This is a genomic window from Acidovorax sp. FW305-C-20-28, assembly GCF_058783375.1.
The window spans coordinates 132,597-154,910 of record NZ_JBYSYM010000005.1; the positions used below are offsets into that span (position 1 = coordinate 132,597).

20 protein-coding genes are annotated in these 22,314 nt (G+C 67.3%); 7 read left to right on the forward strand and 13 right to left on the reverse strand.

The features are described from left to right. Nucleotides 1-35: 35 nt before the first annotated feature. The 3 genes from lspA to AC3WOH_RS08335 form a co-directional block, all read right to left on the reverse strand. Complete coding sequence (lspA, locus tag AC3WOH_RS08325) at nucleotides 36-542, reverse strand: signal peptidase II (RefSeq protein WP_492228887.1); 507 nt, start codon at nucleotides 540-542, stop codon at nucleotides 36-38. Beyond that, nucleotides 542-3,397, reverse strand: coding sequence for an isoleucine--tRNA ligase (gene ileS / locus AC3WOH_RS08330; protein WP_492228888.1), 2,856 nt, complete (start codon nucleotides 3,395-3,397; stop codon nucleotides 542-544). The genes lspA and ileS overlap by 1 nt, the downstream gene beginning before the upstream one ends. Nucleotides 3,398-3,509: 112 nt before the next feature. Then, entirely contained in the window at nucleotides 3,510-4,562 is a 1,053-nt protein-coding gene (locus AC3WOH_RS08335) for a bifunctional riboflavin kinase/FAD synthetase (protein WP_492228889.1), read from the reverse strand. 169 nt (nucleotides 4,563-4,731) lie between these two features. On the opposite strand from AC3WOH_RS08335, the gene AC3WOH_RS08340 reads away from it, so the two are divergent. Further along, nucleotides 4,732-5,289, forward strand: a complete 558-nt coding sequence (locus AC3WOH_RS08340; protein ID WP_492228890.1) for an HNH endonuclease — start codon at nucleotides 4,732-4,734, stop codon at nucleotides 5,287-5,289. A 157-nt stretch (nucleotides 5,290-5,446) separates the two neighbouring features. Here the strand turns inward: AC3WOH_RS08340 and AC3WOH_RS08345 are convergent, their stop codons facing one another. The 4 genes from AC3WOH_RS08345 to AC3WOH_RS08360 form a co-directional block, all read right to left on the reverse strand. Further along, nucleotides 5,447-6,847: an alpha/beta fold hydrolase gene (locus AC3WOH_RS08345; protein ID WP_492228891.1), complete on the reverse strand. Its 1,401-nt coding sequence runs from the start codon at nucleotides 6,845-6,847 to the stop codon at nucleotides 5,447-5,449. A 79-nt stretch (nucleotides 6,848-6,926) separates the two neighbouring features. Next, nucleotides 6,927-8,042 (reverse strand): acyl-CoA dehydrogenase family protein, encoded by a 1,116-nt coding sequence (locus AC3WOH_RS08350; RefSeq protein ID WP_492228892.1) that lies wholly within the window; start codon nucleotides 8,040-8,042, stop codon nucleotides 6,927-6,929. 12 nt (nucleotides 8,043-8,054) lie between these two features. Next, nucleotides 8,055-9,236 (reverse strand): acyl-CoA dehydrogenase family protein, encoded by a 1,182-nt coding sequence (locus AC3WOH_RS08355; RefSeq protein ID WP_492228893.1) that lies wholly within the window; start codon nucleotides 9,234-9,236, stop codon nucleotides 8,055-8,057. A 46-nt stretch (nucleotides 9,237-9,282) separates the two neighbouring features. Continuing rightward, nucleotides 9,283-9,981, reverse strand: coding sequence for a YceH family protein (locus AC3WOH_RS08360; RefSeq protein ID WP_492228894.1), 699 nt, complete (start codon nucleotides 9,979-9,981; stop codon nucleotides 9,283-9,285). A gap of 24 nt (nucleotides 9,982-10,005) precedes the next feature. Between AC3WOH_RS08360 and purN the strand changes: the two genes are divergently transcribed. Beyond that, entirely contained in the window at nucleotides 10,006-10,590 is a 585-nt protein-coding gene (gene purN / locus AC3WOH_RS08365) for a phosphoribosylglycinamide formyltransferase (protein WP_492228895.1), read from the forward strand. A gap of 13 nt (nucleotides 10,591-10,603) precedes the next feature. On the opposite strand, the gene AC3WOH_RS08370 is transcribed toward purN, so the two are convergent. The 3 genes from AC3WOH_RS08370 to AC3WOH_RS08380 all read right to left on the reverse strand — a co-directional run bounded on the left by AC3WOH_RS08370 (nucleotide 10,604) and on the right by AC3WOH_RS08380 (nucleotide 12,767). Next, on the reverse strand, nucleotides 10,604-11,158 hold the full coding sequence (locus tag AC3WOH_RS08370; protein WP_492228896.1) for a hypothetical protein: 555 nt from the start codon (nucleotides 11,156-11,158) through the stop codon (nucleotides 10,604-10,606). 170 nt (nucleotides 11,159-11,328) lie between these two features. After that, the gene (xopAW, locus tag AC3WOH_RS08375) at nucleotides 11,329-12,288 is read right to left on the reverse strand and encodes a XopAW family type III secretion system calcium-binding effector (protein ID WP_492228897.1); all 960 of its coding nucleotides are present in this window, start codon (nucleotides 12,286-12,288) and stop codon (nucleotides 11,329-11,331) included. Nucleotides 12,289-12,494: 206 nt separating this feature from the next. Beyond that, nucleotides 12,495-12,767 (reverse strand): DUF1653 domain-containing protein, encoded by a 273-nt coding sequence (locus tag AC3WOH_RS08380; RefSeq protein WP_492228898.1) that lies wholly within the window; start codon nucleotides 12,765-12,767, stop codon nucleotides 12,495-12,497. 64 nt (nucleotides 12,768-12,831) lie between these two features. On the opposite strand from AC3WOH_RS08380, the gene AC3WOH_RS08385 reads away from it, so the two are divergent. The 4 genes from AC3WOH_RS08385 (at nucleotide 12,832) to AC3WOH_RS08400 (ending at nucleotide 19,405) form a co-directional block, all read left to right on the forward strand. Then, entirely contained in the window at nucleotides 12,832-14,688 is a 1,857-nt protein-coding gene (locus AC3WOH_RS08385; RefSeq protein WP_492228899.1) for a M48 family metallopeptidase, read from the forward strand. 59 nt (nucleotides 14,689-14,747) lie between these two features. Then, complete coding sequence (locus AC3WOH_RS08390) at nucleotides 14,748-16,019, forward strand: RsmB/NOP family class I SAM-dependent RNA methyltransferase (RefSeq protein WP_492228900.1); 1,272 nt, start codon at nucleotides 14,748-14,750, stop codon at nucleotides 16,017-16,019. Between the two features lie 196 nt (nucleotides 16,020-16,215). Further along, on the forward strand, nucleotides 16,216-17,430 hold the full coding sequence (locus tag AC3WOH_RS08395) for a DesA family fatty acid desaturase (RefSeq protein WP_492228901.1): 1,215 nt from the start codon (nucleotides 16,216-16,218) through the stop codon (nucleotides 17,428-17,430). A gap of 97 nt (nucleotides 17,431-17,527) precedes the next feature. Continuing rightward, nucleotides 17,528-19,405, forward strand: a complete 1,878-nt coding sequence (locus AC3WOH_RS08400) for a hypothetical protein (RefSeq protein ID WP_492228902.1) — start codon at nucleotides 17,528-17,530, stop codon at nucleotides 19,403-19,405. Between the two features lie 71 nt (nucleotides 19,406-19,476). On the opposite strand, the gene AC3WOH_RS08405 is transcribed toward AC3WOH_RS08400, so the two are convergent. Next, nucleotides 19,477-19,881 carry a hypothetical protein gene (locus AC3WOH_RS08405; protein ID WP_492228903.1) on the reverse strand — a complete coding sequence of 135 codons (405 nt, stop codon included), beginning with the start codon at nucleotides 19,879-19,881 and terminating at the stop codon, nucleotides 19,477-19,479. A gap of 202 nt (nucleotides 19,882-20,083) precedes the next feature. Between AC3WOH_RS08405 and AC3WOH_RS08410 the strand changes: the two genes are divergently transcribed. Then, nucleotides 20,084-21,562 (forward strand): aminotransferase-like domain-containing protein, encoded by a 1,479-nt coding sequence (locus tag AC3WOH_RS08410; protein WP_492228904.1) that lies wholly within the window; start codon nucleotides 20,084-20,086, stop codon nucleotides 21,560-21,562. A gap of 138 nt (nucleotides 21,563-21,700) precedes the next feature. Here the strand turns inward: AC3WOH_RS08410 and rpmG are convergent, their stop codons facing one another. Further along, nucleotides 21,701-21,871, reverse strand: a complete 171-nt coding sequence (rpmG, locus tag AC3WOH_RS08415; RefSeq protein WP_007859760.1) for a 50S ribosomal protein L33 — start codon at nucleotides 21,869-21,871, stop codon at nucleotides 21,701-21,703. Between the two features lie 11 nt (nucleotides 21,872-21,882). Next, a complete protein-coding gene (gene rpmB / locus AC3WOH_RS08420; RefSeq protein ID WP_007859763.1) occupies nucleotides 21,883-22,116 on the reverse strand; it encodes a 50S ribosomal protein L28 in 234 nt (77 codons plus the stop codon). Nucleotides 22,117-22,314 lie beyond the last annotated feature (198 nt).

The window sequence follows — 22,314 nt, forward strand, 5'->3', positions numbered from 1 at the left end:
TCGAGGGGCCGTTCAGGAGTGCGGGAGCGAGGGGGTTACTTCGCTTTCTTCATCCGCAGCAGCTCGTCGAGCACCAGGCACACAGCGCCCACGGTGATGGCCGAGTCCGCCAGGTTGAAGGCCGGAAAATGGTAGCCGCGTGCGTAGAAGTCCAGGAAGTCGACCACGTAGCCATGCATCATGCGGTCCACCACATTGCCCACGGCGCCGCCCAGGATGCTGGACAGTGCAAAGCAGAACAGCTTTTGCTCCGGGTGCGCCCGCAGCTGCCAGACGATGAAGATGGTTGCAGCCACGCCGATGCCGGTGAAGGCCCAGCGCTGCCAGCCCCCGGCGTCGGCCAGGAAGGAGAAGGCCGCGCCCGTGTTGTGCGCGCGCACGATGTTGAAGAAGCTGGTGATGGGCGTGGCATCCCCCAGGCGGTAGGCGTCCAGGATCAGCGACTTGGTGACCTGGTCGGCGACCAGGATCACCACGGCCCAGGCCAGCCAGGGCCACATGCGGCCCAGCGCCGAGGTGGAGGTGCCGCTTGCCGCTGCCATCACGCGTGCGCTCGGCTTTCGCCGGCTCCGTACAGGTTGCTCGTGCAGCGGCCGCAGATCGTTGGGTGGGCCGGGTCCTGGCCCACGTCGGCGCGGTAGTGCCAGCAGCGGTCGCACTTGGCATCGGTGCTGGGCGCAACGCGGATCTGCAGGGCATCGCCGGCTGCCAGCTCGACGGCCGAGGTGATGAACACGAAGCGCAGGTCATCGCCCAGGCTGGCCAGCAGCGCGTGGTCCTCGGGCGCGGCCGTGAGCACCAGATTGGCCTGCAGCGACGAGCCCACCTGGCCCTCGGCGCGCAGCACCTCGATCTGCTTGTTCACCGCGTCGCGGATCTCGCGCAGGCGCGACCACTTGGCCAGCAGGCCTTCGTCGGCGCCGGCGATGGAGCCGTAGGTCTCCACGAAGATGGATTCCGAGCTGCCGAACACCTTCCATGCCTCTTCGGCCGTGAACGACAGGAACGGTGCCATCCAGCGCAGCATGGCGTGCGTGATCTGGTAGAGCGCGGTCTGCGCACTGCGGCGCGCCAGGCTCTTGGGCGCCGTGGTGTACAGGCGGTCCTTGAGCACATCGAGGTAGAAGCCACCCAGGTCTTCCGAGCAGTACAGCTGCAGCTTGGCCACCACGGGGTGGAACTCGTAGACCTTGTAGTGCGCGAGCACCGTGGCCTGGAACTCGGCCGCGCGCGTGAGGGCATAGCGGTCGATCTCCAGCATCTGCTCGAACGGCACGGTATCGGTGGCCGGGTCGAAGTCGCTCACATTGGCCAGCAGGAAGCGCAGCGTGTTGCGGATGCGGCGGTAGGCGTCCACCACGCGCGCGAGGATCTTCTCGTCGCCCGCGATGTCGCCTGAGTAGTCGCTGGCGGCCACCCACAGGCGGATGATCTCGGCGCCCAGCTTCTTGTTGATCTCCTGCGGGTCGATGCCGTTGCCCAGCGACTTGCTCATCTTGCGGCCCTGGCTGTCCACGGTGAAGCCGTGGGTCAGCAGGCCGCGGTAGGGCGCGCGGCCTTCCAGCGCGCTGGCCAGCAGCAGCGAGCTGTGGAACCAGCCGCGGTGCTGGTCATGGCCTTCCAGGTACAGGTCGGCCTCGGGGCCGGTGTCGTGGTGCACGTTGGGGTGCGTGCCGCGCAGCACGTGGAAGAAGGTGGAGCCGGAGTCGAACCACACCTCCAGGATGTCGGTGCTCTTGGTGTAGCAGGCTGCGTCCTCGGCGCCCAGGATCTCCTCGGGCGTCACGCGACTCCAGGCCTCGATGCCGCCCTTCTCGACGATGTCGGCCGCCTGGTCCATGATTTCCATGGTGCGCGGGTGCAGCTCGCCCGAGTCCTTGTGCAGGAAGAACGGGATGGGCACGCCCCAGCTGCGCTGGCGCGAGATGCACCAGTCGGGCCGCCCGGAGATCATGTCGTGCAGGCGGGTCTTGCCGTTCTCGGGGTAGAAGCTGGTGTGCTCGATGGCGTCCAGCGCGATCTGGCGCAGCGTTTTGGCGGGCTTCTCACCGGCTTTGGTGAACACGCCTTCGCCCTCGTCCATGCGGATGAACCACTGCGCGGCTGCGCGGTAGATCACCGGCGTCTTGTGGCGCCAGCAGTGCGGGTAGCTGTGGGTGATGTCCTTGGTGGCCATCAGGCGGCCGGCATTGCGCAGCGCCTCGATGATGACCGGCACGGCCTTCCAGATGTGCTGGCCGCCGAACAGCGGGAAATCGGCCGCATAGGTGCCGTTGCCCTGCACGGGGTTCAGGATGTCCTCGAGCGCGAGGCCATGGGCACGGCAGGAGTTGAAGTCTTCCAGGCCGTAGGCGGGCGAGGAGTGCACGATACCCGTGCCGTCGTCGGCCGTGGCGTAGTCGGCCAGGTACACGGGCGAGAGGCGGCGGTAGCCGGCATCCACGTCGTACAGCGGGTGCTCGAATTCGAGCCCGCCCAGGTTCTTGCCCGCCGTGGTGGCCAGCACCTGGCCGGTCAGGCCGTAGCGCTCCAGGCACGAGGCCACGAGCGGCTCGGCCACGAGCAGCAGGCGCTCGCCGGCATCCACCAGCGCGTAGCTGATCTCAGGGTTCAGGTTCAGCGCCTGGTTGGCGGGGATGGTCCAGGCGGTCGTGGTCCAGATCACCACGAAGGCGTCCTTGGCCAGCGCGGGCAGGCCGAAGGCGGCGGCCAGCTTGGCGGGCTCGTGCGCCTTGAAGGCCACGTCCAGCGTGGTGCTCTTCTTGTCGGCGTATTCGATCTCGAACTCGGCCAGCGAGCTGCCGCAGTCGAAGCACCAGTACACGGGCTTGAGGCCGCGGTACACGAAGCCGCGCTCCATCACGCGCTTGAACGCACGGATCTCGCCCGCCTCGTTGGCGAAGTTCATGGTCTTGTAGGGGTTGTCCCACTCGCCGAGCACGCCCAGGCGCTGGAAGTCGGCCATCTGCTGGGCGATCTGCTCCGTGGCATAGGCGCGGCTCTTGGCCTGCATGTCGTCGCGGCTCAGGTTGCGGCCGTGCTTCTTCTCGATGGCGTTCTCGATCGGCAGGCCGTGGCAATCCCAGCCGGGCACGTACAGCGCGTCGAAGCCTTCGAGCTGGCGCGCCTTGGTGATCATGTCCTTGAGGATCTTGTTGACCGCGTGGCCCATGTGGATCTGGCCGTTGGCATAGGGCGGGCCGTCGTGCAGGATGAACTTGGGCGCGCCGCAGCGCGCATCGCGCAGGCGCTTGTACAGGCCCTTGTCCTCCCACTCCTTGACCCAGCCCGGCTCGCGCTTGGGCAGGTCGCCGCGCATGGGGAAGGGGGTGTCGGGCAGGTTCAGGGTGCTGCGGTAATCCGGTGCGGTGGATTCGGGGCTGGCGTTGTCGGACATGGGGGAGCCTTAAAACGGGGCATTCCGGGGCAGGCCCGGAGCAAATGCGGGAAGCAACAAGGAGGGTGGGAAGGTATCCGGCCTGCAGGGCAGGCGCTGCGCAGGCAGCCCCCTAAATTCGGTCGCGCGTGGTCTGGCGCCGGGTCTCGGTGTGGTTGGTGGGTGCGTGGGCCGACGCAAAGTAGGCGCGCGCATCCGCACAGTCCTTGGCAATGCCTGTTGTCAGGGCATCCAGACCGTCGTATTTGAGCTCGTCGTGCAGTTTGTGCAGCAGTTCCACCCGGACGATTTTACCGTACGCCCCTTCGGCCCCCAGTTCGGCGGGCCATTGCAGGCAATGCGTCTCCAGCAGCACACGGCCGCCGTTGACGTCGTCGGGGTCCAGCGAGGGGCGTACGCCCAGGTTGGCTACCCCCTGCAACGGGGTTTCGCAAAGGCCGTGCACCAGCACGGCAAAGATGCCGCTGGCGGCGGGTTTCCAGTGGGCAAAGCGCAGGTTCAGCGTGCGAAAGCCGTCGCCCGCCCCCTCGGCCGTGGCGCCCAGCGCGCGCCCGAGCTTGCGGCCATGCACCACATGGCCCGAGATGGCATAGGGCCGGCCCAGCAGCCGTGCGGCGGCTTCCATGTCGCCCTGGCCCAGGGCCTGGCGCACGGCCGAACTCGACACGCGCAGGCCATGCACTTCGTAGCTGTTCATGCGTGCCACGTCGAAACCCTGGGCCTGGCCCGTGGCGTCGAGCAGGGCGTAATCGCCCGCGCGCTGGGCGCCGAAGCGGAAATCGTCGCCCACGAGCACGTAGCGTGCCCCCAGGCCCCGAATCAGCACCTCGTCGATGAAGGCCTGGGGCGACTGGGCGGCCAGCCGCGCGTCGAAGGGCAGCACCACTGTCTGCTGCACGCCACAGCGCGCCAGCTCGGTGAGTTTGTCGCGCAGGGTGCCCACGCGGGCGGGCGCCAGCTCGGGCTTGTGCAGGGCCCCGGCAAAGTAGTCGCGCGGGTGCGGCTCGAAGGTCAGCACGCAGCTTTCCACTCCCCGGTGGGCGGCCTCGCTGTTGAGCAGCGCCAGCATGGCCTGGTGGCCGCGGTGCACGCCATCGAAGTTGCCGATGGTCAGCGCGCAGGCGGGGGCGATGCCGGGGTGGTGGAATCCGCGGAAGATCTTCATTGATTTGTTATCTTTTTGATAGCAGCTTGGGCATATGGGTAAAGCACCGGACGCCAATCTGTCATGAAAACAGAGTATATTGTGTACCACGGGCCCTGCTGCACAGCCGGGTCCGCGAGACATCCGCGTTCCGATTCCTTGTGTTCATTCTTGTTCCAGGAGGCGTGTTTTGAAGGTCTTGAAGCTGTCAGCCCAGGGGCTGCCCCAGTCGTGGATATCGCTGGAGCAGGCCGTCACCCATTACGCGGCCGGCGAAGTGCGCTGGGAGTCCGGCGGCGAGGTTGCGTTGTTCCGCGGCGGCCACAACGCTGTCACGGGCGAGCAGTCGCTGATCGCCGTCAACAGCATCATCGGCACCAAGGGCGTGCCCACCATCAACCCCTTCGACCTCAAGCCGGGCCTGACCAACAGCAAGCTCTTCATCCGCGACCGCAACGTGTGCGCCTACTGCGGCGGCCACTTCCACGAAGACAACCTCACGCGCGAACACATCGTGCCCTTTGCCCGCAACGGGCAGGACCACTGGATGAACGTGGTCACGGCCTGCCGGCCCTGCAACCACCGCAAGGGCCCACGCACCCCCGAGCAGGCGCACATGCCGCTGCTCTACGCGCCTTACGTGCCCAGCCTCTGGGAAGATTTCATCCTGCGCAACCGCCGCATCCTGGCCGATCAAATGGAATTTTTGATGGCCCACGTCCCCAAATCCTCTCGTCTGCTGGCTTAGTTGGCGGAGCGGCCAATACGACCCCGCTGGCGTCGTTGCTCCGTCTTGCCGTACTAAAAGTACTGCCTGCGACGGAGCGCCTAGCCTTCGGGGCCGTCTTGACCACTCTTGGTGGTGTGCGACGCGGAATACGGAATACCGCGCCGCGCCTATTTCTTTAGTACGTCAGTTCCAGAAACACCAAGTGTCCGCCGGCGGCTGGCCAGGTCTGGCCCACCACGCGCTCGCTATTGAACTGTGCGGACACGCTGCGCTGGGGGCCTTCGGGCTTGATCTTGGCCGAGGCCACACCGGCGCCGGCGGGCACGCCCGCGGGTGGGGCGCCGTCCAGCAGCATCTGGTCGCGCGCCGGGTCCAGGTAGCCGCGCGGCCGGGTCATGCTGACCACACTGGGGGCGGTCTTGTCGGCGTCGGCGATGCGCTCGGCGCGCAGGTGCACGATGGCGCTGCTGCGCGGAAAGCCGCTGCGGTAGATGTGGGTGGTGGCGTAGCCGGGGGCGCTGATGGCGAATTCCAGCGGTGCGCCGGTGGGCACCACCAGTGGGCCCCACTGGCCGTCGGCCGCCACCGTGGTGCGCAGCAGCGCGTTGCCGGTGCGGGCACCGGTGGCCGGGTCGGTGGCATACACCTCCAGCTGGGCGCCGGGCAGGGGCAGGTTGTTGCTGAAGTTGCCGGTCTTGGCATCGAGCGGGTCCACACCCAGGCCGGTCACCTTGCCCGACAGGGCCACGCGCGGTTCGCCGGCGATGGTGGCCGCCGCCGGTGCCTTGCCGGTGATGAACTGGTAGGCCGCCGCAAAGGCAGCCGGCGAGTACGAGGTCTCGCGATGGTCGATGCGCGGGATCACCACGTTGGTGGCGCCCTTAAGCTCGGGCCCGGCCGCCGTGACGTTTGTGGCCGTGCCCTTCTGGCCGATCCACAGGCCGTCGGGTTGGGCGAACTTGTCGTTATTGTCCGAGCGGATGGTCATCCAGCGCACGGGGCCGGTGACTTCATCGCCCGCGGCGTTCTTGGGCGCGTTCAGGCCCTTGAGAAAGGGCCCAGTGCCTGCGAACTCGTTACCTTCACGGAAGCCCGGGATCGCCCAGACACCGTGGTTGGGCGTGCCACCCAGGATGGCATGGCCCACGGTCTGCTCGCCACCACCGTTCAGGATGTAGTTGCGGATGGCGTTGCCGCCACGCGAGTTGCCGATCAGCACCACCTTGCTGGCGCCCGTGGCTTTGCGCACCTTGTCCACCTCGGCCTTCAGGTAGGCCATGTGCTCGGCCGCCGAGGTGCGCCCGGGCTGGGGCTTGGCGTCGTCGTCGCGGTTCAGGGGGTAGGGCAGGTCGATGGCATGCAGGCGCTCGCGCGGCCAGCCGTTGGACTCGAAGCGCCACACCGTGGTCTGCCACAGCGCGGCCGTGTCGCCATTGCCATGCACGAAGACGATGGGCGGGAAACTGTCCTGCGAGGGCGCCTGGCTGGCGCAGCCCCCCAGGGCCAGGGCCGCGGCGGCGACGGCAGCCACCAGGGCGGTGCGGCGTGGCAGGGAAATCATCATCGTCTTCGTCATCGTGTTCTTCTCCGGAAATGAAAAATGCCCGTGGACCGGGTGATCCACGAGCATGTCCTGCGGGTGTTACGCGCCTGCGTCAGGCAAAGACGCCGGCCGTGTCCTGCATGCGGGCCGACACTTCGCCCAGGTGGTGCAGGGTGTCGCCGAACGCCATCTCCAGCTGCGTGAGCTTCTTGAAGTAGTGGCTGCCGATGTACTCGTCGGTCACGCCGATGCCGCCGTGCAGCTGCACCGACTGCTGGCCCACGAAGCGCATGGCCTGGCCCAGCTGCACCTTGGCGCGGGCCATGGCGGCGCGGCGTTCGGCCGCGGGGGCGCCCAGCTTGAGGCTGGCGTAGTAGCTCATGGAGCGGGCCAGCTCCAGCTGCATCTTCATGTCGGCCACGCGGTGGCGCAAGGCCTGGAAGCTTGCGATCAGCACGCCGAACTGTTTGCGCTGGTTCATATACTCGACCGTGGCGGCCACGGTCTTGTCGAGCACGCCCACGGCCTCGGCGCAGGTGGCGGCAATGCCGGTGTCCACGGCCAGTTCCAGCGCGGCCAGGCCGTCGGTGGTGACCAGGGTGGCGGGGGCATTGGCCAGTTGCACTTCGGCGGCGCGGCTGCCGTCCTGCGTGACGTAGCCCTTCGTGGTGACGCCACTGGCCGAGCGTTCCACCAGGAACAGTGCGATCTTGCCATTGAGCTGGGCGGGCACGAGGAAGGCATCGGCCTGGTCGCCCGCAGCGACCACGCTCTTGGTGCCGCTCACGCTGTGGCCGCCGGCGGCTGCCGTGGCCTTGGCATCGCACACATCCAGGCGGTAGCGCGCCTTGCGCTCCTGCTGGGCCAGCACCACCAGGGCCTCGCCACTGGCGATGCGCGGCAGCCAGGCGCCCTGCACCTCGGCAGCGCCGAACTGCGACAGCACGGCACTCGCAATGAAGGCCTGCGCCAGGGGCTCCAGCACCATGCCGCGCCCCAGTTCCTCGGCCACCACCATTGCATCGATGGCGCCCTGGCCCAGGCCGCCATGGGCCTCGGGCACGGTCAGGGCCGTCAGGCCCAGCTCGGCCAGCTCGTTCCAGGCACCGCGTGAGAAGCCACCGGCCTCCACGGCCGCACGGCGGCGCTCGAAGCTGTAACCCTTGTCCACCCACTTGCGCACGGCATCGCGCAGCTGTTCCTGGTCGTCGGAAAAATCGAAATCCATGGTCTTGTCTCCTTAGCCCAGAACGGTCTGCGCCACGATGTTGCGTTGCACTTCGTTCGAGCCGCCGTAGATGGTGGTCTTGCGCAGGTTGAAGTAGGTCGATGCCAGGGGCGCATTGGCCACCTCGCCGCCAGGGAAATCGCCCTGCCAGCCGGCTTCCATGGCCTCTTCGATGAAGGGCAGGGCGAAGGGGCCCGCGGCCAGCATCATCAGCTCGGCATAGCGCTGCTGGATCTCGCTGCCGCGGATCTTGAGCAGGCCGGCGATGTCCAGGGAGTTCTTGCCCGACTTCTCGGCCGAGAGCACGCGCAGCACCAGCATTTCCAGCGCCACGATGTCCACTTCGAGCAGGGCGATCTGGTCGCGAAAGCGTGTGTCTTCCCACATGCCCTCGGCCTTGGCGATGCGCTTGACGCGCTCGAGTTCGCGCTTGCTGCGGTTCACGTCGGCGATGTTGGTGCGCTCGTGGCTCAGCAGGTGCTTGGCATAGGTCCAGCCCTTGTTCTCTTCGCCGATCAGGTTCTCGGCCGGCACTTCGACATTGTCGAAGAAGACTTCGTTGACCTCGCACTCGCCATCGAGCAGCTTGATCGGGCGCACGGTCACGCCGGGCGACTTCATGTCCAGCAGCAGGAAGGAGATGCCGGTCTGCGGCTTGCCCTCGGTGCTGGTGCGCACCAGGTTGAACATCCAGTCGCCGTGCTGGCCCAGCGTGGTCCAGGTCTTCTGGCCGTTGACGATGTACTTGTCGCCCACGCGCTCGGCACGCGTCTTGACCGAGGCCAGGTCCGAGCCCGAGCCCGGCTCGCTGTAGCCCTGGCTCCACCAGACTTCGCCGCTGGCGATGCCGGGCAGAAAACGCTTTTGCTGCTCGGCATTGCCGAAGGCCATGATCACCGGGGCCACCATCACGGGGCCGAAGGGGATGATGCGCGGTGCGCCGGCCAGGGCGCACTCTTCTTCGAACAGGTGCTTTTGCACGGCCGTCCAGCCGGGGCCGCCGAACTCCTTGGGCCAGCCGAAGCCGAGCCAGCCCTTCTTGCCCAGGATCTTGGCCCAGCCCTGCATGTCGTCACGGGTCAGGCGCAGGGCGTTGTGCACCTTGTGGGAAATTTCGGGGGGCAGATTGCTGCGGACCCACGCGCGAACTTCGTCGCGGAAGGCCTGCTCTTCGGGGGTGAATGCGAGGTCCATACGGCTTGTCTCCTGAGAAGTCCTGTTTGTAGCACGGTCGTTCGTTTTATTCCTGTCCGGGTGGCGACATCGGGGCCGCAGGCGGCGCGATGCCCAGCTCGGTGCACAACCGCTCCACCGTGGCCTGCAGGCCGGCCACCTGGGCCTCCAGCGCGGCCACCCGGGCCTGCAGCGCCGAGGGTGCCCCACCTCCCGTGGCGGCGGAGGCCGTCGCAGCGGTGGTGTCCACGGGCCCGCACAGCAGGTGGGTCCAGCGCGGCTCGCGCGCGCCCGGGGCGCGGGGCAACAACACCACCAGCGGCCCACCCTTCTCGGCGCTGCGCTCCTGCAGCTCGTCAAGGAACGCCTCCACCGAGGAGATGTCGGCGAAGCGGTACCAGCGCTCGGCGTTGATGCGCAGCTCGCCCGCGGTCTGCGGGCCACGCAGCATCAAGAGGCCCAGCAGCACGGCCGACTGCTCGGGCACGCCCACGCCGCGCTGGAAGTTGTGCTCCCAGCGCGTGGTGCGGTTGCCGCTGGTCTCGAAGGCCAGCGTCTGCTGGCGCAGGGAGTCGAGGGCCTCCTGGGCCTCGGCCTCGCTCAGGTTCATCACCGGGTCGCGGCTGGTCTTCTGGTTGCAGCCGGTGACCAGGCCGTTGAGCGACATGGGGTAGCTGTCGGGCACGGTGCGGGCCTTCTCCATCAGGGTGGCGAGCACGCGGGCCTCGTTCGCGGTCAGGGGGCGGTTGGCGGGGTCGAAGGGCATGGCTGGGATAATCCGTGGCAATTTATGAAGAACATCGTGATTTTGATCTCCGGCAGCGGTTCCAACATGGCTGCCATCGTGCGCACCGCGCGGCAGGAAGATTGGGCCCGGCGCCATGGTGCGTGCGTGGCCGCCGTGCTGAGCAACAAGGCCGATGCCGCAGGGCTGGCGTTTGCGCGCGCCGAAGGCATTGCCACCGAGGCGCTGAGCCACAAGGCCTTTGACAGCCGCGAGGCGTTCGACACCGCGTTGGCGCAGGCGATCGACCGCTACCAGCCCAGCCTGGTGGTGCTGGCCGGCTTCATGCGCATTCTGACGCCGGGCTTCGTGGCGCGCTATGCGGGTCGGCTGATCAACATCCATCCTTCGCTCCTGCCCGCTTTCACGGGGCTGAATACCCACCAGCGGGCCATCGACGCCGGTTGCAAGGTCGCCGGGGTCACGGTGCACCAGGTCACCGATGAACTGGACGTGGGTCCCATCCTCGACCAGGCGGCGGTCCCCGTGCTGCCGGGGGACACGGCCGAGACGCTGGCGGCCCGTGTGCAGGCCCAGGAGCATGTGATCTACCCACGGGCCGTGCGGGCCTTCATCGCGGCGCAGCCGTAGCGCCCCCTCCGGGCTACAGGGTACGCACCAGTTGGGCCTCGCTGCTGTCCAGCAGGTCCTGGGCCAGCGCGGTCTGGTGGGCATCGGTGGGATGTGCCACCACCACCCATTGGCGCTTGCGCAGCGCGGAGCGCACCCGGCGGATGACCCAGACGCGGTCCGGGCGCAGGGCTGCCATGGCCCCCAGCATGAGGCCGGAGGTGGTTCCAAAGCCCACGATGGCCATGAAGGCCAGCAGAGGGCTGTTGAGAACTGACGGTTCGCTGGTGGCGATCAGGTAGCCAAAGGCCAGCAGGCCCAGCATGGCGCCAGCGATGCCGGCCACCGCATGCGTGACAAGCAGGGTGGTGACCGGGCCGCGGGGCTCTGGTTCCAGGGCTTCGCTGAGCAGGTCCCGGGCACGCAGCCCGGCGTGCTGGGGCCCGAGCAGCCGGATCTGCCCCCGCCGCATGCCGGGTAGCCGCAGCAGGCGGCGCACGGCAATGTCTGCCTCGGCCTCACGGGCAAACATCCCGACGACCTTGGCCAGCGATTTTTCTCCCCCCATTCCTTGCAGCAAATAGTCCATGGCGTGCTCCGTGGTGCGCCCGGCTGGGACTGGCAGCGGCCTTGCGTGGTCGGCCCGGGGCGTGTGGATCATGGCTTTGACGATAGCCCGGACCGCGGGTCCGGGCTGTAGGACGTGGTGGCGTGCCGGCGCAAGTTCAGGCCCTGCACACTGGCCCGCCAGCGCGGCCGTCAGGCCAGTGCGCTCAGCGTGCTGCCCGATGGCGACCCGGTGCCGGCGGCAGCCTCGTACCGGCTGCGTGCCAACTGGGCCAGTTGCCCCAGGTCCATCGTCGGCCCGCTGTCCTGCGCCTGGCTGCCGGTCGCGTTGCCGAACTGGCGGGTCAACTGCGCGATGAAGGACTGCGCCTCGCCGCTGCTGATGCTGCTGTCGCCGTCGGTGTCGATGGTCTTGAACAGCGCCGTGATGGCGTCGGCCTGTGCTGCGCCGGCTGCCTGTTCCGAGGCAGAGACCACGCCATCTTCATTGGTATCCAGCGGGTCGTACGTCGTGCCGCTGCTGGCCGAGGCGCCACCCGGGCCGCCGGGGCCCCCCGGGGGCGGCGGGGGCATGCCGCCCACCGTGCCGCCGCCGGGCCCGCCCGAGGGGCGGCCGGCATCGAATTCCGCTTGCGAGAGGCTGCCATCGCCATCGGCATCGAGCTGGCTGAACAGTTCATCGCTGTCCACCCCGGTCTTGCTGGCGGTGCCGCCGGACATCTTTTCCAGCAAGGCCTGCAGCTCGGTCTGGCTCACGCCGCCGTCGCCATCGGTGTCCACCTTGCCGAACAGGTCGTCCCCGGCCTGGCCCGTGGTGCCCGCGCCCTCGCTGCGCGACTGCGCAAAGGCCATGGTCGAGGGGGGCGGGGGCAGGACGCTTTGCATCGTCTTGCCCAGCTCATCGGCATTGAGGCTGCCGTCACCGTCGCTGTCGTACTGCTTGACCAGGTCGGCGGCGCTGGTCTGGCTGCCCACGCCGGTTTTCTTGGCCACGTCGTCCAGCAGGCCCTGCAGCTCGGCCTCGTTCACACCGCCGCTGCCGTCGGCGTCCATCTTGGCCAGCAGCCGCTCCGGCGAGGGCCCCGGGCGTTGCGCCCGCTGCATGCTCGCACTGGACCAGGCACTGCTGACGCTGCTTGTGATGCTCGTCATCGTCGTTCCTTCCAAGGGTTCTGGGCCGCGGCCTGTGTTCCCCGAAACGGCGATCCATGCCGGCAGCGGCCCGCATCCCATTCTTGGAAGTGCCGGTCACTGCGGTTTGTACGGTTTGTGTCCGGGCGGACACAATGGCGCAGGCGATGGTGTGAACTGGCGGGGGTTTGCCCTTCAATTCGGCGCTTTGCCCGGCCGGGGCGGATTCAGCGGGCGCCCGGGGCCGGTGGCGCAGCCTCGTCGTCGGCGCATTTCTCGAAGCGTGGGCGCAGGCGGCCCTCGATCAGCACGTTTTCGGCGAACATGGCCGCCGGCCGGACCCAGAGGCCGCGCTGCCCGTAGAGTGCGCGGTATAGCGTCATGGGCTCCAGGGTCTCGCTGTGGCGCACGGTGTCGATCACCTCGTAGAGCATGCCCTTGTAGTGGCGGTAGAGGCCGGGTGGGGTGGGGGTGAAAGAGGGCAGGTCGTCGTCGGTCATTTAGTATGTCGGTCAGTTAAGACCTTGAACAGGTTCTAAGAACAGAGTTGAGGGGAAAAATCCAGTGGATCAGGCAGATTTTGTGCACCTGGTGCGCATGAGCGAGCACGACAGCGCCGACAACAGCCGCCGCTACCGGATCGGCGTGGCGGCCTTCGCCGCGCTCGGCTACGCCTGGGTGCTCGGTTGCCTGGCGCTGGGGGCAGGGCTGCTTGCCTGGGTCATTCCCCAGCTGCTGTACGGACGCTTCCGGCTGGCGCTGGTGATGGCACTCGTGGGCTCGGCGGGCCTGGTGTGGGTGAGCATACGCGCCCTCTGGGTGCGCGTGGACGAGCCCAAGGGCATGGAGATCACCGCGCTGGAGGCGCCCGAGCTGTTCGAGGCCCTGGAGCGCATGCGCCGCAAGATCAAGGGCCCGCCCATCCACCATGTCTACCTGAACGATGAGTTCAACGCCAGCATCCAGCAACTGCCGCGCTACGGGCTGCTGGGTGGTGCCAAGAACTACCTCACCATCGGCCTGCCCCTGCTGCTGGCGCTGGACCGGCCACGCTTTCTGGCCGTGCTCGCGCACGAGTACGGCCACTTGCGTGGCGACCATGGCCGGTTTGCCGCGTGGATCTACCGCACCCGGCTGTCCTGGATGCGCCTGAACAGCAGCCTGGAGGACGATGAGGGCGCGGTGGCCGTGGCCACCCAGGCCTTCATGCGCTGGTATTTCCCCCGTTTCGTGGCCAAGACCTTCGCGCTGGCGCGCCAGGACGAGTACGAAGCCGACCGCATCGCCGGCAAGCTGCTGGGGCGCGATGTCACCGCGGCTGCGCTGATCGAGATCGAGGTGCGTGGCGAATGGCTGAACGACAACTTCTGGGGCGGCCACTGGAGCGAGGCTGCCGGCAATCCCTTGCCTGTGGGGCCTTACCGGGCTATGCGCAAGCGTCTGGCTGAAGTGCCCGAGGCCGCGTTTGCCAACGACGCACTGCGCCAGGCACTCAAGCGCATCAGCAATGTGGACGACACGCATCCCGGCCTGCGCGACCGCCTCGAAGCGCTGGATGCCGTGCCCACCCTGCCGGCGGAGTGGTCGCGCGGTGGTGCCCTGGCCTTGCTGGGCTCCGACGCCAAGCGCTGGGTGGCGCATTTCGACAAGCAATGGTGCCGCGACAATGCCGGCGAATGGAAGCGCCACCATGGCTGGCTGGGCCGGGTGCGCGACCGTGCGCAGGTCCTGCAGGCCGGCATGCCCCAGGCCAGTGCTACGGAACTGGTGGAGCTGGCGCGCCTGCAGCGCCACCTGGACCCGCGTGCCGACGTGCGTGGCCTCTACGAGACGGCGCTGGCGCGCAGCACCGACCACCCGGGGGCGCTGCGCGGTCTGGTGCAGTGCCTGGCGCCCGAGGACCGCGAAGGCAAGATGGCGCTGCTGCACCGCCTGTGGGAAGCCGGCAGCGGCGACCGCTACTGGACGGCACGCACCGCGCTGGCCGAACTGGAAACCCCGCGCCTGGGCTATGACCACGATGCCGCGGCCTTCAAGCAGTGGCGTAAGCGGCTCGAACGCGCCCAGGAGTCCGAGGAGCGTGCCTGGGAGGAGCTCTCGGGCACCTCCTTCTTCAGCCAGACCACGCGCCATGACCTGAGCCCCTTCGAGCTGGAGGAACTGCAGGCCGAGCTGGTGCGCTATTCCGATGTGGAACGCTGCTGGCTGGTGCGCAAGAACCTGCGCGAGCACCCCCAGCGCCGCGCCTACCTGGTCTTCGTGGACCTGCCCGACCTGGACGACGGCAGCCGCTACCAGCTGTGCCGGGCCATGGAGCGCCAGCTCAGTCTGCCCGGCCCGGCCCTGGTGCTGTGGGCGGGCGAGTCGCCCACGCTGAAAGAGATCCAGCGCTCGGCGTTCGATCCGGTATTCACCCGTTGAAAGGCCGGCGAAAGCCGAAATCAAGGGTTTGTGGGCCAGAGTGGGACAATGGAGGGGATATGCATCCCAAAGTTCTTCTCGACGCCTGTGCCGAACTGGTCAGGCTGACCCTCACTTTCGAACACCCCGCCGATGCGGTGGTGTCGCGCTTTTTCCGTGACAACCGGGGCCTGGGGCCTCGTGAACGCGCCACGCTGGCCGAAACGGTCTACACCGTGCTGCGCAAGAAGCTGCTGTTCGACCACATGGCCCCCTCGGGCTCGGGCCCCAAGGAGCGGCGCCTGGCCATCCTGGGCTTCTACGGCCCGCGCGATTTCCTGCAGGGCGCGCTGAACGAGCAGGAAAAGAAGTGGCTTGCCCAGTGCGATGCCGTGACGGCCGACGACCTCATGGAGCGCCACCGCCACAATCTGCCCGAGTGGCTGGTCCAGCCCCTCAAGGAACAACTGGGCACGGGCTTCTGGCCGTTGGTGGAAAGCCTGTCGAACGCTGCGCCTCTGGACCTGCGCGTGAATGCCCTGCAGGACAAGCGCGCCGACGTGCAAAAGGAACTGGCCAAGGCCGGCATCAAGGCCCTGCCCACTCCGTATTCCCCCTGGGGCCTGCGCATCGATGGCAAGCCGGCGCTGGCCAAGGTCGACGTCTTCACGCGCGGTGCCGTGGAAGTGCAGGACGAGGGTTCCCAGCTGCTGTCCCTGCTGCTCGACGCCAGGCGCGGCGAGATGGTGGTCGACTTCTGCGCCGGTGCGGGCGGCAAGACCCTGGCCATCGGCGCCACCATGCGCAACACCGGGCGACTGTACGCCTTCGACGTTTCGGGCCACCGGCTCGATGCGCTCAAGCCCCGGCTGGCGCGCAGCGGGCTGTCTAACGTGCACCCGGCCGCCATTGCGCACGAGCGCGATGAGCGCGTCAAGCGCCTGGCCGGCAAGATCGACCGTGTGCTGGTCGACGCTCCCTGCTCGGGCCTCGGTACCCTGCGCCGCAACCCTGACCTCAAGTGGCGCCAGTCGCCCAAGTCGGTGGAAGAGCTCACGGCCAAGCAGACCGCCATTCTCGCCAGCGCCGCGCGCTTGCTGAAATCGGGCGGCCGGCTGGTGTATGCCACCTGCAGCATCCTGCCGCAGGAGAACGAGGCGATCGCTGAGGCCTTCAGCGCCGCCCACCCCGACTTCGTGCCCCTGGATGCAGGCGAAACCCTGGCCCAGCTCAAGGTCGAGGGTGCTGAAAAATTGTGCAGCGGCGGTGCCTCGGGTACTGGTTATCTGCGCCTGTGGCCCCATTTGCACCAAACGGACGGCTTCTTCGCTGCCGCCTGGGTGAGGAAGTAAGGCCCCTGACCCGCTTCGCGGTCTTCGCCAGTTGTGTTGGCACGGCGGTTGCATAGCCTTGTCGCGCAAGCGACGCAGAGGCTATTTCACCGTGGATACTGTGGATAACCTCTAATCCCAAACAGGGGTCGCCCTTTAAAATTCGGGTACCTGCCATCGCTGGTGGCCGGGTATTTTGCACAAGGTTTTTCTCACTATGTTGTTACCCGACTGGGTTGTTCTGAACGCGGCCATCGACTGGCTGGGCCACGGGCTGTGGAATATCGCCTGGTGGGAGATCGTGCTCTACACCCTGGCGACGACCCACATCACGATTGCGGCCGTCACCATCTTCCTGCACCGCTCGCAGGCCCACCGTTCGGTGGACCTGCATGCGATCCCCTCGCATTTCTTCCGCTTCTGGCTGTGGGTCGGTACCGGCATGCTGACCAAGGAATGGGTCGCCATCCACCGCAAGCACCACGCCAAGTGCGAGACCGCTGATGATCCGCACAGCCCGCAGACGCGCGGCCTCGACACCGTGATGTGGCGTGGCGCCGAGCTGTACCGTGCCGAAGCCAAGAACGCCGAGACGCTCAAGAAGTTCGGCCATGGCACGCCCGACGACTGGGTGGAGCGCAATGTCTACTCGCGCTTCCCCTGGCAGGGCGTGGGCCTGATGCTGGTGCTGAACCTGGCATTGTTCGGTGCCATCGGTGCGGCCGTCTGGGCCGTGCAGATGCTCTGGATCCCCTTCTGGGCAGCCGGCGTCGTCAACGGCGTGGGCCACTACTGGGGCTACCGCAACTTCGAGGCGACGGACGCCAGCACCAACCTCTCGCCCTGGGGGGTGATCATCGGTGGCGAAGAGTTGCACAACAACCACCACACCTACCCCACCTCGGCCAAGTTCTCGGTCAAGCCCTATGAGTTCGACATCGGCTGGGTCTACATCAGCCTGATGAAGAAGGTGGGCTGGGCCACCGTGAAGAAGGTGCCGCCCAAGCTGCAGCGCGGCGACGTCAAGCCCGTGGCCGACGAGAAGACGCTGGAAGCGCTGATCGCCAACCGCTACGAGGTCATGGCCGGCTACGCCCGCGGCGTGCGCCAGGCCTGCAAGGAAGAGATTGCCGCCCTGCAGGCGCGCCAGGCCGATGCTTCGGTGCTCAAGGCCGCCAAGCGCTGGCTGCACCGCGACGCCGAGAAGGTGCCGGCGAATGCCCAGTCCCAGCTGGCCCAGGCGCGTGCCGCGCACCCGGCCCTGGACAAGATGGTCACCATGCGCGAAGAACTGCGCCAGATGTGGCTCAACACCACGCAGTCGCGCGAACAGCTCACGGCCGACCTGCAGGCCTGGTGCCGCCGTGCCGAAGAGAGCGGCATTGCCGCCCTGCGCGACTTCTCGATCAGCCTGCGGGCTGCGCGCGCCTGACGCTGTCCTCTGAAATGGCTTGCGCAAGGCAAGCCCTGCACCCCCTGCGTGCCACGGGGAGGCCCCGGCACGCAGCGGCCGTTCCCTGGTCTGGCCGATGCATGTAGACGCCTTCCACGCCCACGCAGCGTTCGCAGCGCTGTTGGCGCTGCTCCAGTGGTTGGGATTTACGCCCTTGCTGTGGCCCTGGCTGGCCACGACAGCGGTCGGTCGGCAACTGGGCTTTTTGCCGACCCTGTGTGTGGGGGTGTGCATTGGCCTGCTGGCCAACTTCCAGGTCTTTTTTGTGGCGGTGGCTGCAGGCCGGGGCGGATGGCCTGCCTGGTCGCTGCCAGCGGGGGCTGCTGCGTTGACGGTGCTGGCCTGGGTTGGGCTCGTGCGCTGTTTTCGCCATGCCCCACGGGCAACGCCAGACCTCCCTGTCAAGAGTCCCTGGTATCGGGACGCCATCGGCATGGCTGCAGTCGCTGTGGCCCTTGCCCTCTTTGCCCAGGATATTGCCTTTTCCCATCCTGGCGTGTTCGATGCGTGGGACACCGTCAGCAGCTGGAACCGCTGGGCGATGGAATGGCATCGCCAGGCCTTGCCGACCAATACGGCCGGCTACCCGCAACTGCTGCCTGCGGCCTTGGCCGCTCTGTATGCATGGATGGACCCGCGGGCTGCGGAGCCGGTGGCCCGGCTGTTCCTGTTGTTGTTTTCTGCATTGCCCTGCCTGCTTTTCGTGGATGGTTACCGGCGCTGGCGCGACGATGCCTTTCTCTGGGGATGTGCCGCCTGGCTGGTGTTGCTGCGCTTTGCCTTCCGGGGCATGGCCGATTCCGGGTATGCCGACGTGCCGGTGGCCTGCTTCGTTGCGGTGGCGGCCTACCTGCTGCTGCTGGGGTGCCGCGGCGTGGATGTTGGCATGGCCTTGGCGCTGGCAGCTGTCGGCGCTGCGGCAGCGCTCTTGACCAAGCAGCCGGGCGGCATCGCGTGGCTGCTGTGGCTGGGCATGGCGGCGGCCTGGCTGCTGCGCCGGCAACTGTCCTGGCCTTCGGCTCTGGCCAAGGCCTCGCTGTTCCTGGTGCTTGCTGCGCCCTGGTACCTTTGGGTGGCCTGGCGGATCTGGGCGGGTCTCGATACCACGAACATCGACTACCTCGTCGGCTCCATCCATGCAGGACGCAGTTGGGGGCAGCGCATCGGCCACGCTTTGCAAGGGCCGCTCATGGAGGCGCTCGCAGGCTTCGGCTCGGCAGCCATGGCGGCTGCTGCCATCGGCGCGCTGTTGGCGATGGCGTGCAGGAGCGCGGATGGAAGGCGCGTGGTCTTCGGTGTATGCCTGCCCTATCTGCTGCTCTGGGCCAGCCTGTTTTCCTACGACAACCGCAACATCCTGCCGGTGGTCGTGCCTCTCGCATGGGCATTGGGCATGGGGGTGCGCAGTGTCTTCGACCTGCTCACCAGGGTCCCGCCGCTTGCTGCGGCGGTGCCGGAGGAGCGCATTCCCACCCGGCCCTGGCTCCGCGGATGGCTGCCTGTGGGGGGGCTGGCGCTCGTCGCCCTGCTGGCATGGCTGGCGCCCTGGAGCACCGACGACCTCCGCTTGCGCCAGGCGACGCTGCAAAGGGAGGCCGTCGATCCGGAGCTGAATCGCTATCTGCTCGACTATGCACGCAACCCGGGCTTCGACGGTGTGGTCATGGGGACCTATGCCCCCATGCTGTTCATCGACGAGCTCAAGCGCCATACGATCTTGTTCGGGGACGGTCCCTACGCGCTGCCTCCCGCGTTGCACCAGGCGGTGGCGCAGGGGCGGCCCTGGTGCGAGCTGGTGGCCATCGCGCCCCAATTCATGCCGGTTCGTTACCTGCTGCTGCACAGCTTCATCCTGTCGCCCACGATTGAATCTTCGCAGCGTGAAGGCTCGCTGCGCATCATCCATGAGCATGGGGGCGTTCGGTTGATGCGCGTCGGCTGTCCGCAGCCGTAGGAGCGTTTCGTTCCATGTGGGCGGTGCGCATCATGGCCAAGCCGCTGGCGGCTTGTCGATGGTGCCCCACCTCAGCCACGCGCCATGCCCATGGAAAGCCAGCGCAAGACGGCGTTGAACCAGGCGAGCCTTGGGCGATGGGCGTGCTGTGGCAGTGCCAGGGTTGACGGGGCTCCGCCATGTTGCTCCGCTGGGAAGGTCGGTGTTGTGGGGGCTCTCCGGTGCTGCAGGCGTGCGGGCGCCGGCCCAGTGGCGGCGACGGAGACCCGGCACGCGGCGGGGGCCCGCCAACCCCGACCCGTGGCAAGGCTCGGGGCGGGGGCACTGCCCGGGTCTTGGTACAGCGTTGGCGTTGTCAGCCGCACGTGCCCGGCAAGGCAGAGCAGTTCGTCGTCGGCCTGCAGGTCGAGGGCCAGCTCGCCATGGCGTGGCAGGTGCAGGAATTCGGTGGGGTGGGCGGCCGTGGTGATCGCCATGGGAGGCCTTTCGGGGGAGGTGTAAGGGCCTCCATGGTCCGGCACAGCGCCTTGGCACAACAGGCATAGCAGGTGCGCTACCGGGCCGCAGCAGTGGGAATGCCGCGTGCCTGTTACCCTGATTTTTTCAGTGGACTGTATCTGTTGCGGTACAGTGGCTTGGACGATGATGGGTGCCCGCCGTTGTGGCGGAACTGTGCGCATGATTGCCCTCTCCGACGATTCCACCCATTCCCCCTTGCCGCTGTACCGGCGTCTGGCCAGTGACTACCGCAGCGCCATGGAGCGCGGCGCACTGCGTGCGGGCGAGCGCATGCCCTCGGTGCGCCATCTGATGCGGCGCCACGGTGTCAGCCTGTCCACCGCCTTGCAGTTGCTGCGCCAATTGGAGGACGAAGGCCGGCTGGAGGCGCGGCCGCGTGTGGGGTATTTCGTGCGCGACCCGCAGGCGTCGGCCCTGGAGCGGCCGGTTGAGCCCGACATGAGCCGTCCGCTGTGTGCGCCCGATGGCCAGCAGTTCACCGGCATCAATGAGCGCATTTCGCTGCTGCTGGCCCGTGGTCGCCAGGCCGATGTCCGGGTCGACCTGGGGGGCGCCACGCCCTCGCCCGAGCTGTTCGACGCACGTCAACTGCAGCAGGCCGCGCAGCGCCTGTTGCGTTCCGATCCGCTGGTACTGACGCTGGGGCGTTCCATGCTGGGCACACACCCCGATTTCCAACGCACCATGGCACGCCGCGCGCTGGCTGCGGGCATGTTGGTGGGGCCCGAAGAGGTTCTGTCGACCACGGGCAATTCCGAGGCCGTGACCCTGGCCCTGGGGGCGGTGGCGCAGCCGGGTGATGTGGTGGCAGTGGAGTCTCCCACCTACTATGGACTGCTGCAGGTGATCGACTCCATGCAGATGCAGGCCCTGGAGATTCCATGCAGCCCGCGCACGGGCCTGTCGATCGAGGCGCTGGAGCTGGCGCTGCGCACCCAGCCACGGCTGCGCGCCGTGGTCGTCGTGCCCGAATTGCAGATGCCGCTGGGCACCTGCATGCCCGATGCGCACAAGGCGAGGTTGGTGGCATTGTGTGCTGCGCACCGTGTTGCCCTGGTCGAGGATGACTCCTACGGCCTGTTTTCCGAATCGGCCCAGGCCGTGCGACCGCTCAAGGCCTGGGACACCGCAGGTGGTGTGATCTATTGCGAGTCATTCAACAAGAGCACCGCTCCGGGCCTGCGCCAGGGTTGGGTCACGGGCGGGCAGTGGCATGGCCGGCTGCAGATGCTCAAGTTCGCCCAAAGCCGCCATACCCAGCCCTTTGCGCAACAGCTGGCCGCGATCTGCGTGGGCTCGCCCACGCACCAACGCCACCTGCAGGCCATGCGGGTGCAGTTGCGCCGCCAGCGCGAAGCCATGGCACGCCTGGTTGCGCGCTACTTTCCTCTGGGTACACGCCTGTCGCTGCCACCGGGCGGACTGTGCCTGTGGTTGGAGTTGCCGCAGGGCATCTCCACGGAGCAATTGTTCACCGAGGCTTTGGAGAGGGGGATTCGCCTGGCGCCGGGCTCCATGTTTTCCAACACCGGGCTGTACGAGCGTTGCCTGCGGCTGCCTTGTGGTTTGCCGGTGGACGGCACGGTGGAGTGGGCGTGTGCCGAAGTGGGGCGCTTGGCGCATGCGCAACTGGGGTAGGCGCCCCGTGGGCCTGTGCCACCCTGGCCTGAGGGGCCGGTGGCGGTGCGCCACGCCTGAGCGGGCAGGGCATGGGTGCCCATGAAAAAAGCCGCCGGGCGCAGAGCCGGGCGGCTTTCGGGGGACAACCAGGTCGAATTACTTCAGCTTGATTTCCTTGTATTCCACATGCTTGCGTGCCTTGGGATCAAACTTCATGATCAGCATCTTTTCGGGCATGGTCTTCTTGTTCTTGGTCGTCGTGTAGAAGTGGCCGGTACCCGCAGTGGATTCCAGCTTGATCTTGTCGCGTCCGCCTTTGCTTGCCATGGTGATTCTCCTTAAGCCTGGCCACGTGCGCGCAGGTCTGCGAGCACCGAGTCAATACCGTTCTTGTCGATCAAACGCAGGGCAGCGCTCGAAACACGCAGGCGAACCCAGCGGTTTTCGGTCTCGACCCAGAAACGGCGGTATTGCAGGTTCGGCAGGAACCGGCGCTTGGTTTTGTTGTTGGCGTGGGAAACGTTGTTCCCGACCATGGGCTTCTTGCCCGTTACGTCGCAGACGCGTGCCATGAGGACACTCCGATACTGTTCAACGGCCGTTCGCCCGGTGCCCCTGGGGGATTTCCCAAGGGCTTGGCTTGCGGCCTCACCTCGCCAGAAAGGGTGGCGGTAACCCCGGGCATCCCAGAAAAAGAGGCCCGATTTGGATTTTTGCCTGCAAGAAAACGGGTAGCAGATACCCGCCTGAATTCAGGAAAGCCTTGGATT

Bases quoted from the DNA above. Each gene is read 5' to 3' on its own strand.
- lspA (WP_492228887.1), bottom strand. From the start codon at position 542: ATGGCAGCGGCAAGCGGCACCTCCACCTCGGCGCTGGGCCGCATGTGG.
- ileS (WP_492228888.1), bottom strand. From the start codon at position 3,397: ATGTCCGACAACGCCAGCCCCGAATCCACCGCACCGGATTACCGCAGC.
- AC3WOH_RS08335 (WP_492228889.1), bottom strand. From the start codon at position 4,562: ATGAAGATCTTCCGCGGATTCCACCACCCCGGCATCGCCCCCGCCTGC.
- AC3WOH_RS08345 (WP_492228891.1), bottom strand. From the start codon at position 6,847: ATGACGAAGACGATGATGATTTCCCTGCCACGCCGCACCGCCCTGGTG.
- AC3WOH_RS08350 (WP_492228892.1), bottom strand. From the start codon at position 8,042: ATGGATTTCGATTTTTCCGACGACCAGGAACAGCTGCGCGATGCCGTG.
- AC3WOH_RS08355 (WP_492228893.1), bottom strand. From the start codon at position 9,236: ATGGACCTCGCATTCACCCCCGAAGAGCAGGCCTTCCGCGACGAAGTT.
- AC3WOH_RS08360 (WP_492228894.1), bottom strand. From the start codon at position 9,981: ATGCCCTTCGACCCCGCCAACCGCCCCCTGACCGCGAACGAGGCCCGC.
- purN (WP_492228895.1), top strand. From the start codon at position 10,006: ATGAAGAACATCGTGATTTTGATCTCCGGCAGCGGTTCCAACATGGCT.
- AC3WOH_RS08370 (WP_492228896.1), bottom strand. From the start codon at position 11,158: ATGGACTATTTGCTGCAAGGAATGGGGGGAGAAAAATCGCTGGCCAAG.
- xopAW (WP_492228897.1), bottom strand. From the start codon at position 12,288: ATGACGAGCATCACAAGCAGCGTCAGCAGTGCCTGGTCCAGTGCGAGC.
- AC3WOH_RS08380 (WP_492228898.1), bottom strand. From the start codon at position 12,767: ATGACCGACGACGACCTGCCCTCTTTCACCCCCACCCCACCCGGCCTC.
- AC3WOH_RS08390 (WP_492228900.1), top strand. From the start codon at position 14,748: ATGCATCCCAAAGTTCTTCTCGACGCCTGTGCCGAACTGGTCAGGCTG.
- AC3WOH_RS08395 (WP_492228901.1), top strand. From the start codon at position 16,216: ATGTTGTTACCCGACTGGGTTGTTCTGAACGCGGCCATCGACTGGCTG.
- AC3WOH_RS08400 (WP_492228902.1), top strand. From the start codon at position 17,528: ATGCATGTAGACGCCTTCCACGCCCACGCAGCGTTCGCAGCGCTGTTG.
- AC3WOH_RS08405 (WP_492228903.1), bottom strand. From the start codon at position 19,881: ATGGCGATCACCACGGCCGCCCACCCCACCGAATTCCTGCACCTGCCA.
- AC3WOH_RS08410 (WP_492228904.1), top strand. From the start codon at position 20,084: ATGATTGCCCTCTCCGACGATTCCACCCATTCCCCCTTGCCGCTGTAC.
- rpmG (WP_007859760.1), bottom strand. From the start codon at position 21,871: ATGGCAAGCAAAGGCGGACGCGACAAGATCAAGCTGGAATCCACTGCG.
- rpmB (WP_007859763.1), bottom strand. From the start codon at position 22,116: ATGGCACGCGTCTGCGACGTAACGGGCAAGAAGCCCATGGTCGGGAAC.